Consider the following 11,351-nt stretch of genomic DNA (forward strand, 5'->3'; position numbering starts at 1 on the left):
AGCCGCCACGCTGCTCGTCGGCAGCGGCTAGCGTCGCGGCTTCATTGGCCCTTGCGGCGGCGATCATCTGCCAGGTCTCGCGCTGGTAGCGGAGCACGCCCAGCGCTTCTTCGATCTTTTCAGGGTCCCGGCCGATGTTGCCCTCGACGAGCCGGAGGTAGCACCAGCCGTAGAGGCTTTCGAGCCGCTTGCAGTTGTCGGGATCCATGTCGGGCCTGAGACCGTTCTGCAGCTCGATGACGATGTCCTGGGCCCGCGTAAGACGCTCGTGCATCTGGTCGTACCGCTGCATGCCGATGGCGGTCTTGGCTTGTTCGCCGAAGCGGATCGCGCCATCGAACAGCATGACCTGCAGCTGTTCCGGCGAGGCCGTCATGACGCGCGTCTTGAGGTACGGGTCGGCCGGCGTTCGCCGAGGCGGCGGAGCGAACGGGTCGCTCTTGCGTCGTATCGTAGTTGTCGGCTCGCTGTAAGGCTGCGTCATCGGCGGCTCGGCAGGACAGTTCGCCCCCTGCCCGTTCTACATCGGCCTGCCGACGTCCAAACGTTCGTCGTCCGATACCCGCAACGCTCTCAGCCCGCCCGCAACGCCTGATCCAGGTCGGCGGTCAGGTCGTCAAAGTCCTCGTAGCCGACGCTGAGTCGTAACGTCTCGGGCGCGACACCCGCCGCCCGCTGGGCATCTTCATTGAGCTGGGCGTGCGTCGTGCTGGCCGGGTGGATGACGAGCGTCTTGGCGTCGCCGATGTTGGCTAAGTGGCTGATCAGCTTGACGTTGTTGACCAGTGCCTCACCCGCTGCTTTCCCGCCCTTCACGCCGAACGTCATCAGGCCGCCTTGGCCGTCGGGCATGTACTTTTTGGCGTTGGCGTAGTCCTTGTGCGATGGCAGGCCGGGGTAGTTGACCCACTCAACCGCGTCGTGCTCGTGGAGCCAGCCGGCGATTCGCATCGCGTTCTCGCTGTGCGCCTTCATGCGAAGCGGCAGCGTCTCAATGCCCTGGATGAACAGGAACGCGGCGAACGGACTCATTGCCGCCCCGGTGTCGCGGAGCCAGTTCGTCCTCATGTGGATCGCGTAGGCGACGTTGCCGACGCCGCGCAGCGCCTCTTCGAAGACCATGCCGTGGTAGGCGTCGTTGGGCGCACAGAACTCGGGCCACTTGTCGGGATCATCTGCCCACTTGAAGTTCGCCGAATCGATGACCATGCCGCCGACGTGCACGCCGTGCCCACCGAGGTACTTGGTCGTGGAGTGCACGACGACGTCCGCCCCGTGCTCAATCGGCCGACACAGAGCCGGGCTGGCACTGGTGTTGTCGACGACAAACGGCAGCTTGTGGGCGTGGGCCTTGTCCGCGATCGCGGCGAGGTCCGGCACGTCCCACTTCGGGTTGCCGATGGTCTCGGCGTACACGAGCCGCGTGTTCTCGTCGACCAAGCCATCAATCGACGCCGGATCGGCCGGATCGAAATAGCGAACCTCGATGCCGAGCTGCTTGAGCGTGTGCGTGAAGAGCGAGTGCGTCCCGCCGTATAGGCTGGTGCCGCTGACGAAGTTCTGACCGGCGTGGCAGATGGTGCAGATCGCCGCCTGAATCGCCGCCATGCCGCTGGCGAAGCCAAGCCCCGCCGCCCCACCTTCGAGGCTGGCGACGCGCTTCTCCAGCACGTCGACCGTCGGGTTCATCAGCCGGCTGTAGATGTTGCCGAACTGCCGGAGGTTGAACAGGTCGGCCGCGTGCTGCGTGTTGTCGAAGGTGAAGGACGACGTCGCGTAGATCGGCACCGCACGCGACTTGTGCTCGTCGTCGACGGCATGCCCGGCGTGGAGCGAACGCGTCGACATGCCCTTCATCTGCGGTTCATCTGCCATGGTCTCAGTCTAGCTTGAAGGTCCGCTGGTCCGCATCGGCATTGCACGCGATTGCTGTTTTCACGAATAGAAGAACCCGCTGACCGAAGCCAGCGGGTTCGAAAGGTCAGAAAAAGTTCACGCAATCGCGTGAACCGAGGTCGCTTCAGCGACGACGACGCAGCAGCGTCAGGCCACCGAGGCCGAGCATCGCGATCGAAGCCGGCTCGGGGATGATTTCGCCCCTGACCTCGGCGGTGCCGGAGGCATCGAAGCTCGTGACGAACTGGCCGTCATCGGTCAGGTCGCTGATAAGCCCAGAGAAGCTGAGCGAGACCGGCTCGTTCGGATCGAGCTCCAGACCGAAGGGCAGATCCTGCAGGAAGATGTCGACGTTACTCGTGACGCCAGTCACACCGATCTCGCTGCCGGAGTAGAAGACCTGAACATCCGTGACGTCGAGGAACAGAAACCCACCCGTGAAGAACAGGTCGAACCCAATGCCAAGCGGTGCGGCCGAGGTCACGACACCGCCACCAGCTGGGATGTTGAGAACGTCGCCGATCGTGACGCCGGTGGCAATCGCGTCCGCCGGAGTGAGCGAGCCCACCAGCACGCCGTCCGAGAAGAAGTCGATCGAAGCCAGGTCATCCGTACCGAGCGGGTTCGCGTCGGTGATGTTGGTGCCGTCGTACGTGAAGTCGAAGCCGGTGACGGAAATCTGAATCGAAGCAGCTGCCAAAGAGGTGGCAGTCATCGCAGCAACAGCTGCGAGGGCGGAAGTCTTGACGTTGAGCATTATCTGACCCTTAGCAAGTACGTGGTTCTCTCAATGCACGCCGCGTGCGGGCGTGCCCCAGCGTTAGAGAATAAAGCTCAGCCACGCACATGCAAGAGATTTTGCCGCTGAAACAGAAAAAACCCATTGGCATCAGCCAATGGGCTTCCGTGAACAGCTCGACTTTCGAGGTTAAGACGCTGCCCCACAAGTGCTTACCGTCGTCGACGCAGTAGCGTCAGCCCACCTAGACCGAGCATGGCGATCGAGGCAGGCTCGGGAATGATCTCGCCGCGAACCTCGGCCGTGCCGGAGGCATCGAAGCTGGTGACGAACTGGCCGTTGTCGGTCAGGTCGGTGATCAGGCCCGAGAAACTGAACGAGACAGGCTCGCCCTCATCGATCTCAAGGCCGAACGGAAGATTCTGCAGTGCGACCTCGACGTCGCCAGTGACACCCGTCACACCGATCTGGCTACCGGAGTAGAAAACCTGAACATCTTCAAGGTCGAGGAAAAGGAATTCATTCGGGCCGAAGGTGAGATCCAGCCCGAAGCCGAGCGTCGCAGCCGAGGTCACGACACCGCCCCCGACAGGAATACCGAGGACGTCCTCGATCAAGAGGTCGGCGGCGATGCCGTCGGCTGGGGTGAGCGAACCGACCAGGACGCCGTCTGAGAAAAAGTCGACCGAGGCCAACTCGTCTGATCCGGCCGCATCCGCGTCGGTGATGTCTTCGCCGTCGTAGCTGAAGTCGAAGCCGGTGACTGAGATCTGAATCGACGCCGCGGCCATCGAGGCGGCTGTCATCACGGAAACCGCTGCGAGCGCGGCAATCTTGGTGTTGAGCATTTTCTAACCCTGAGTGAGTTCGGACAGGTTCTCGTTCGCGGCGTGTTCGGCCGCCTCCTTGATGGAACATGCGCGGTAATCGCCGACTTGCGAACCAACGAAATCCGAAACCCGGTTTTCCCGATCAACGGACTGGCTGACGCTGTCAGACCTGATTCCGCGCTACCGTTCACCATGCTGGAAGGCCTGACGGAGCGGTTTCAAGGAGCATTGCGCAATCTTGCTGGTCGCGGGCAGATCAGCGAGGAAAACGTCCGAGAGGCCATGCGAGAGGTCCGGACGGCCCTTTTGGAGGCAGACGTCAACCTCGAAGTCGTCCGCGAATTCACCCAGAACGTCACCGACAAGGCCATCGGCCAGGAGGTCACCGCCTCGCTCAAGCCGGCCGACCTGATGGTCAAAATCGTCTACGACGAGCTCCTAACGCTGCTCGGACCCGTCGACACGAAGATCCTCACAGTCAGCCCAGGCCCGACAATCGTCCTCATGGCCGGGCTCCAGGGCTCGGGCAAGACCACCACCTGCGGCAAGCTCGCCCGGCATCTATCCAAGCGTGGTCATCAGCCGATGCTCGCGGCGGTCGACCTGCAACGCCCTGCCGCTATCGACCAGCTGATCGTCATCGGCGAGCAAGCGGGCGTGCCGATCTATGCCGACAAGTCCAAGGCCGCTGAACACGGCAACGTCGCCAAGGGCGCCGCCGTCAGCGTCGCCCGAGCCGCCGTCAAAGAGGCCAAGGCCCAGAATCGCGACATCCTCATCCTCGACACCGCCGGACGACTCGCCATCGACGACGAGTTGATGACGGAGCTGGGCGACGTCAACAAGGCCGTCGGGGCCCACCAGATCTTCCTTGTGCTCGACTCGATGACGGGCCAGGACGCTGTCGGCACGGCCAAGGCGTTCAACGAGCGGCTCGAACTCGACGGCCTGATCCTCACTAAGTTCGACTCCGACACCCGCGGCGGGGCCCTGCTCTCCGCCAAGTACGTCACCGGCAAGCCCGTCAAGTTCCTCGGCACCGGCGAAAAGCTCGACGGCCTCGAAGAGTTCCGCCCCGAAGGCACTGCCCAGCGCATCCTGGGTGCCGGCGACCTGATGGGCCTGGTCGAGCAGGTGAAGGACAAGCTCGACGAGGAAGAGCTGCAGCGTCAGCAGGACAAGATGATGAAGGGCGAGCTGACGCTCGACGACTTCATGAGCCAGATGGGACAGATCCGCAAGCTCGGCAGCATGAGCAAGGTGATGGGCATGATCCCGGGCATGGGCGATCTCGCCAAGGCGAGCAGCATGGCCGGGCCGGAGATGGAAAACATGATGGGCCGGATGCGAGCGATGTACGACTCGATGACGCCTGCCGAGCGGAAGAAGCCAGGCATCATCCAGCACAGCCGACGCCGCCGCGTCGCCGGCGGCAGTGGCAGTCAGCCGGCGGACGTGAACCAGTTTTTGAAGCAGTTCGACGCGATGCGAGGCCTGTCCAAGCAGATGTCCGGCGGCGGCATGGGCCGAATGCGGTCGCTGGTCGGCGGCCTCATGGGCGGCGGCCTCGGCGGCATGGCGGCGGCCGGCCAGGCCGCGGGCGGCGGCGGCAACCCGTTCAAGGCCAAGGGCTCGACGCGCATGCAGAAGAAGGACCGCAACAAGAAGAAGGGCCGACGGCGGTGAATTGGGCATCGCCGTGTGCGCGCTACAAGCACAGCATCCGCAACGCTGAAGAAGAGATCCGCTATTACCGTGACGCGGAGCATCCCGAAAGAGCCGTCGTGTTGCTGTTGAGTTGGTGCGCGTGCGACCGGCGGGTTTCTGAGGATGAACGCCGAGGTTTTGACCGCACCACCGACCAGCGAGCGAAAAAGCTTTGGGATATTCTCCGATCAGACGGGGTTCATTATGAGCGGCTGAAATCGCTACTGGCCGCGCAGAGGCGAAGCGGCCCAGCTTCGGACGGACTCCGACTCACGCGCGTCATGACTGCGTTAGAGCTGGCTGCACACATCCGTTGCCTTCCGCACGATGCGTTTGTCACGGCGGGCGTCACCGGATTCTGCCACGCATCTTTTTGGTGGGACGGTGTTCGTCGCCGTTTTCCGACAACCTGTCGACCGAGATCATTCTCCGAAGCTCTTCAGGAGTTGAAGGACGAGGCTGCCGACTGTGGTCAGGCTGCTTAACGCGGAGTCATCTCAGCGAACAGTGTTCTTACCCTGGCCGGCCCCATGCGAGACATCTCCGACGACATCGACTGGTCGAAGCCGGTCTGCATGACCGAGGAGCAGTATCTCGCCTTCGACGACCAGTCGCGGGACAAACACGAGTACGACGCGGACGGCCACGTCATTCCGCTGAGCAGAGCCAACCGCGGTGAGCCAAACCTCTGGTACTACCGCCGCCAGGCCGGGCGGCAGCGGAAGACGACGGAACACTCGCGGTGCGTCGAGAACCTGCGGCAGGTCTTCAAGGCGAGCTGTGCCGAGAACGTGATCGGCTACCCGGCTGCCGATGCTGCCGCATCCATCGGGGTCGAACCTCCACGGAGAATCGTCGCGCTCGTCCGCTCGGCTGATGCGAATGACGAGACGACACTCGCCCGGTTCCGCAGTGACGACACAGTCGAAGCGATTCTCATCGTCAGCACGGCGCACCCGTCGCTATGGCTCCAAACGCGAGATCGAGCGAGTAAAGCATCTTGGTTCCTGAGGATTCGTGACGAAGCCGACAACATCGACCTGCCTGCGACCTCGCCCGCCGTTCCCGTCGAACGCTTTTACGCCGGCGTCCCGTTCGGTGACGAGACATGGTGACACCTCACCCCGCCAGGGCCGAGTGGACGAAGCGGATGGCCATGGCGCCGTCGCCGACGGCGGTGGCGACGCGTTTGGTGGAGTCGCTGCGGATGTCGCCGGCGGCGAAGACGCCGGGGAGGCTGGTTTCGAGGTAGCGCGGACCGCGATCCGTGAGCGGCCAGCGCTCTTTCGGCACGTCGGGGCCGGTGAGGATGAAGCCGTGGTCGTCGAGGGCGATGGTGTCACGGAGCCAGTCGGTGCGGGGTTCGGCACCGATCATGACGAAGAGGCCCGCGAGGGAGACGTTGCGTTCGTTGTCTTCGCCTGTTTTCAGCCAGGCCGACTGAAGTCGGCCAGCCGAGGTGTCGCCTTCGAGCTTCGTGATCTTGGTGTGGTAGAGCAGCTCGATGTTCTCGGTGGCTTCGAGGCGTTCGATGAGGTAGCGACTCATGGAGTTCGCGAGCGAGTCGCCGCGGACGAGCATGAGGACTCTCTTCGCCTGGCCGCTCAAAAAGACGGCCGCCTGCCCTGCCGAGTTGCCTCCGCCGACCACGGCCACGGGCTCGTTGGCACACATCGTCGCCTCCATCTGCGTCGCGCCGTAGTAGATGCCTGTGCCGGCGAAGTCGTCCTCGTGTTCCAGGTTGAGCCGGCGATACGTGGCACCAGCGGCGACGACAACGGTTCGGGCTTCGACGGTCTCGTCGCAGTCCAGCTGGAGCAGCGTCCGGCCGTCGCGCCGTTCCAAGCCCGTCGCAGCACACGAGACGCGGAAACGGGCCCCAAACTTCTGAGCCTGCACGGCAGTCCGCTGGGCAAGGTCGGCCCCGCTGATGCCGGTCGGGAACCCAGGGTAATTCTCGATTTTCGAGGACGTTCCCGCCTGCCCGCCAGGCGCCTGGGCGTCGAGGACGAGCGTCGAGAGCCCCTCGCTTCCCGCGTAGACGGCCGACGCGAGACCGGCCGGGCCGGCACCGACAATGGCGACGTCCCACACCTGGTCCTCGCTCCGCGTCGTCGTTAGGCCGAATGCCGCGGCGACCTCTTTTGGCGTGGGCTTGCGCAGCACATCGGTGTCCCCGGGCGGCACGACGATCGGCAGATCGCCCGGCTGCACGTTGAGCGACTCGAGGAGATCGTCCGTCTGCGGGTCGCGCTCGGGGTCGAGCCACGTGTACGGCACGCCGTTGCGGTCTAGGAGTTCCTTGATCTCGGCCGTCTTGCGATCCCAGCGGCTGCCGACGAGGCGGGCACCGACGAAGCCGGTGTCGCCCAGAATGTCACGCCGAACCATGATGGCCCGGAGGATCATCTCGCCGAGCCGGACGTCGCTGCGTGCCACGCCACGAATATCGTCGCGCGACACGCGAATCAATCGGCAGTCTCCCTCGGCAATCGCACAGAAAATGGCCGGTCTTCCGCTGATGAGGTCGATGTCGCCGACGAACTCGCTAGGCGGATGGCGATGGAGCACAAGATCGTCGCCGCCCTTGCGTTCTTCGATGATCCGCACGGTGCCTTCGCGCACGATGAGCAGCGGATAGTTGCGATCGCCGGCGCGGATCAGCAGTTCGCCGTCGGCGGCCGTGACCTCTTCGCCGACGTTGGCGAAGCGTTCAATCTGGTCCTCGGTGAGTTTTGGAAAGGCCGCCGCTTCGGCGGTGCGTTCGCTGCCGACGGAGGCGGTGGGCATGGCCAACGCTACGGCCCGATCAATGATGCCTCGTGCCGACGATCACCGACATCACGCAGCAGCGACGTCGGCCGGACCGGCGCAGCGTCTTCATCGACGGCGAGTTCGCCTTCGGGTGCCACGTGAACGTCGTCGCGCGGTTTCGCCTGCAGACAGACATGCCGATCAATGCGGACCTGCGGCGGCAAATCGAGCTGGGTGAGGTGAAGCAGGAGGCGTTCGATCACGCCCTTCGCCTCGTCGGTGGGCGTCGGCAGAGCGAGCGGGAACTCCGCCAGAAGCTGGGCCGAAAGGAGTACGGCCAGGCGGTGGTCGACGCGGTCGTGGCTGACTGTGAGCGGCTCGGCTACCTCGATGACGCTGCCTACGCCTCGGCTCGCGCGTCCGACGCGGCAAACCTCAAGCTCCACGGCCGGCAACGGGCGGTGTCGGAACTCGTCGCCAAGGGCATCGACCGCTCCACCGCGGAGTCGGCGGCGGACGAGGCGTACGCGGAGGTCGATCCGGTCGAGATGGCCACGAAGCTGGCGAACAAGCGGCTGCCGAGTCTCCAGCGACTCGACCGCCCCGCCGCTCAACGACGACTCTCGGGCTTCCTCCAGCGTCGTGGTTTCGACTTCGACACCGTCCGCACCGTCGTCGAGCGCGTTCTCGGCGACCGGTAAGCTCCGGGCGTGATCGACTCACACTGCCATCTCAACTTTCCCCAATTGGCGAGCGACTTGGAGGGCGTCCTCCAGCGTGCCGCAGAAGCGAAGGTGACGCACCTCATCAACATCGGCACAGGCGTCGACGACTCGCGGCGTGGCGTGGAGCTGGCGCATCGCATCGACAACGTCGCCGCGACCGTCGGCATCCATCCGTGCTACGACGAGTCCGCCCGCGACGCGACGGCCGAGCTGCGCGACTTGGCCGCCCTGCCGAAGGTGGTGGCGATCGGCGAGTGCGGGCTGGACTACTTTCACGACGACGTGCCGCGGGACGTCCAGCGGGCCAGCTTCGTCCGGCAGCTCACGCTCGCGGCCGAGGTCGACCTCCCGGTGGTGGTGCACAGCCGGGAGTCGATTCCGGATTGCGTCGAGATCGTGAGGGATTTTCCGGGAATCAAGGCGGTGTTCCACTGTTTCACGGCAGGGCCTGCGGAGGCGAAACTGCTCGCCGAGGCCGGGCACTACGTCGGTTTCACCGGCCCTCTGACGTTCAAGAAGAGCGACGCCCTTCGCGAAGCCGCCGCCCTCCTGCCGGCCGACCGTGTGCTGGTCGAGACCGACGCGCCGTACCTGTCGCCCGAGCCGCTTCGGGGCAAGCGGCCGTGTGAGCCGGGCTACGTGGCCCACACGCTGGCGTGCCTCGCGAGGGTTCGCGGGTGGTCAATCGAGGAGGCGGACCGCATCACGACCGAGAACTGCCAACGGCTCTTCGGCTGGCCTGCGTGATTGCTAGCAGGCTTGCAAGCTTGCTAGCAACCGGTCATCCGTCATCCCGAGCGGAGCCGAGGGACCTCGCCTGGTCTCGCACTAAGCAGACGAGGTCCTTCGACTCGCTGCGCTCGCTCAGGATGACGGAGCGGGACCACACTGGTCTTCGGATTCAACTGTTGCTCGTCGCACCGATGCGCCGATGCAGCGAGCAACATGATCTATGCGGTGATCAATCAGAAGGGCGGAGCCGGCAAGACGACGCTGGCCGTGCATTTGGCTCTGCGGCTCCACGACGCCGGCCGAAGCGTGGCGTTCATCGACAATGACCCGCAGCAGAGTGCCACCCGCTGGATCGCCGCCGCCGAGCCGGAAATGCGGCTGGAAAGCCTCACGACCGCCGAGGATCTCGTCGCCCAGGCCGAAGCGCTCGCTGAGGAGTACGACGACGTCGTCTGCGACGGCTCGCCCCGGCTGAACGACCAGACGCACGTGCTGATGTATCTGGCCGACAAGGTGCTGATTCCGGTGCTGCCCAGTGCCCTGGACGTGCACGCGACGCTTGAGACCAAGGACGCGATCGACCGCGTCACCGAAGCACGTGCAGCCGACGGGATGGAGCCCCCGGCCGTGCTGATCGCCCTCAACAAGGTCAGGACGACCGGTGAGCAGGCGAAAATCGTCCGGCAGGCTCTGGCGGAGCTGGGCCTGCCGGTGGCGAAGACGTCCGTGGGACTGCGAGACGCCTTCATCAAGGCCGTGGTGGACGACACGAGCGTCCACCGTGACGGCACCAAAAGCCGCGGCCACAAACAGGCGTCGGCGGACCTCGATGCCCTGTTCCACGAACTCCTCCAGCTTCCGGCGGAGCCGGCGCTCGCGCTTGCAGCTTGAACACACATCTCCGTCACCAGGCTGGGCGACTTCAGTCGCTCTGATCCGACCACTCCCCACGCACATGGACACTTCTCAATCTTCCTCCGATCCCAAAGCTGCCAAGTTCCTCGCGAACCTCAAGCGCTCGACGCCCGGACGCCTCGTTCGGGAGACTCCCGAAGAAACGCCAGCACCGGCACCCACGTCCTCACCGGCGCCCGCCAAACTCAAGCGGCCCAAGCAGAAGGGCGGCGACGAGGTGTCGATGTCGATCAAGCTCGACCCCGGCACCGGCAAGCGCGTCGTCTACGTCCGCGTCGAAAAGACGCTGGCCGACCGGCTGCAGCTGATCGCCATGCAGAACAAGATCGCGGGCGGTGACGGTCCCAAGACCATCAACGACATCGGCATCGAAGCCCTGCACGAATGGCTCGACTCGCGGGAACACCGTCAAGCAGCGTGAGCAACCCGTAGCCGCGACCTTACAGGTCGCGGTTGGTCTGACGGTCGACGCGCACTCCAACCGCGGGCTGTAAGCCCGCGGCTACGGGGTCACTCCGGAGGTTGGACCGTCCAGCCCGCGTCGCGCTTCTCGTAGCGCGCACACGCACCGTCACCAAACGCGGTGTCCTCGAGCGTGCGAACCTGAACCGCGACCGTGTCGAAGGGCACATCGTCCGCAGCCGCGGTGCGGATCGTGATCCGGTTGTACGCGTTCGGCTCGCCACGCCGGCGGTGACTGCAGGCGGTGCCGGCCTGGACGCTGAGGATGCTGCGGCGGACCGCCTCGTGGTGGCTGCGGACGTCGCCGGAGTAGTTCATGTGCAGGTGACCCGCCAGGAGCAACTCCACGCCGACGGCTTCCATCGTCACCAGCGCCCGGCCGCTGCCGTGGACGACGAGCGGCGAGACCTTCTTCGCCGCTGGCAGGGCGTCGAGGCCTTCGACCTGGACTGCACCGTGCTCCCGGGCATCGGGCGGCGGAAGGAACGGGTGGTGCGTCACGACCACCTTGAACAGCTCCGCCGGCGCTTTCAGGCACGCCAGGTGCACATCGAGCAACTGCGCGCACGACAGGCGGCCATCTTTCCAGAA

12 protein-coding genes are annotated in these 11,351 nt (G+C 64.9%); 6 read left to right on the forward strand and 6 right to left on the reverse strand.

The window, feature by feature from the left end; translation table 11 throughout:
- The 4 genes from fliS to AAGI46_12095 form a co-directional block, all read right to left on the reverse strand.
- Nucleotides 1–484: flagellar export chaperone FliS (gene fliS, locus AAGI46_12080; protein ID MEM1012944.1), on the reverse strand; the 484-nt coding region annotated here is incomplete at its 3' end.
- A gap of 89 nt (nucleotides 485–573) precedes the next feature.
- The gene (locus AAGI46_12085; GenBank protein ID MEM1012945.1) at nucleotides 574–1,875 is read right to left on the reverse strand and encodes a PLP-dependent transferase; all 1,302 of its coding nucleotides are present in this window, start codon (nucleotides 1,873–1,875) and stop codon (nucleotides 574–576) included.
- Between the two features lie 145 nt (nucleotides 1,876–2,020).
- Nucleotides 2,021–2,653: a PEP-CTERM sorting domain-containing protein gene (locus AAGI46_12090; GenBank protein ID MEM1012946.1), complete on the reverse strand. Its 633-nt coding sequence runs from the start codon at nucleotides 2,651–2,653 to the stop codon at nucleotides 2,021–2,023.
- 194 nt (nucleotides 2,654–2,847) lie between these two features.
- Nucleotides 2,848–3,483 carry a PEP-CTERM sorting domain-containing protein gene (locus AAGI46_12095; GenBank protein ID MEM1012947.1) on the reverse strand — a complete coding sequence of 212 codons (636 nt, stop codon included), beginning with the start codon at nucleotides 3,481–3,483 and terminating at the stop codon, nucleotides 2,848–2,850.
- Between the two features lie 174 nt (nucleotides 3,484–3,657).
- Between AAGI46_12095 and ffh the strand changes: the two genes are divergently transcribed.
- Both ffh and AAGI46_12105 read left to right on the forward strand, forming a co-directional pair.
- The gene (gene ffh / locus AAGI46_12100) at nucleotides 3,658–5,151 is read left to right on the forward strand and encodes a signal recognition particle protein (protein MEM1012948.1); all 1,494 of its coding nucleotides are present in this window, start codon (nucleotides 3,658–3,660) and stop codon (nucleotides 5,149–5,151) included.
- A 551-nt stretch (nucleotides 5,152–5,702) separates the two neighbouring features.
- Nucleotides 5,703–6,287: a hypothetical protein gene (locus AAGI46_12105; protein MEM1012949.1), complete on the forward strand. Its 585-nt coding sequence runs from the start codon at nucleotides 5,703–5,705 to the stop codon at nucleotides 6,285–6,287.
- Nucleotides 6,288–6,291: 4 nt separating this feature from the next.
- Here the strand turns inward: AAGI46_12105 and AAGI46_12110 are convergent, their stop codons facing one another.
- Nucleotides 6,292–7,962: an FAD-dependent oxidoreductase gene (locus AAGI46_12110; GenBank protein MEM1012950.1), complete on the reverse strand. Its 1,671-nt coding sequence runs from the start codon at nucleotides 7,960–7,962 to the stop codon at nucleotides 6,292–6,294.
- A gap of 32 nt (nucleotides 7,963–7,994) precedes the next feature.
- Between AAGI46_12110 and AAGI46_12115 the strand changes: the two genes are divergently transcribed.
- The 4 genes from AAGI46_12115 to AAGI46_12130 all read left to right on the forward strand — a co-directional run bounded on the left by AAGI46_12115 (nucleotide 7,995) and on the right by AAGI46_12130 (nucleotide 10,719).
- Nucleotides 7,995–8,627: a RecX family transcriptional regulator gene (locus AAGI46_12115; GenBank protein ID MEM1012951.1), complete on the forward strand. Its 633-nt coding sequence runs from the start codon at nucleotides 7,995–7,997 to the stop codon at nucleotides 8,625–8,627.
- A 9-nt stretch (nucleotides 8,628–8,636) separates the two neighbouring features.
- Entirely contained in the window at nucleotides 8,637–9,398 is a 762-nt protein-coding gene (locus AAGI46_12120; protein ID MEM1012952.1) for a TatD family hydrolase, read from the forward strand.
- Between the two features lie 198 nt (nucleotides 9,399–9,596).
- A complete protein-coding gene (locus AAGI46_12125; protein MEM1012953.1) occupies nucleotides 9,597–10,274 on the forward strand; it encodes a ParA family protein in 678 nt (225 codons plus the stop codon).
- Nucleotides 10,275–10,338: 64 nt separating this feature from the next.
- Nucleotides 10,339–10,719, forward strand: coding sequence for a hypothetical protein (locus AAGI46_12130; GenBank protein MEM1012954.1), 381 nt, complete (start codon nucleotides 10,339–10,341; stop codon nucleotides 10,717–10,719).
- An 89-nt stretch (nucleotides 10,720–10,808) separates the two neighbouring features.
- Here the strand turns inward: AAGI46_12130 and AAGI46_12135 are convergent.
- Nucleotides 10,809–11,351 (reverse strand): hypothetical protein (locus AAGI46_12135; GenBank protein ID MEM1012955.1); only part of this gene is annotated, 543 nt, incomplete at its 5' end.

This window comes from Planctomycetota bacterium (genome assembly GCA_038746835.1).
GTDB lineage: Bacteria > Planctomycetota > Phycisphaerae > Tepidisphaerales > Tepidisphaeraceae > JBCDKH01.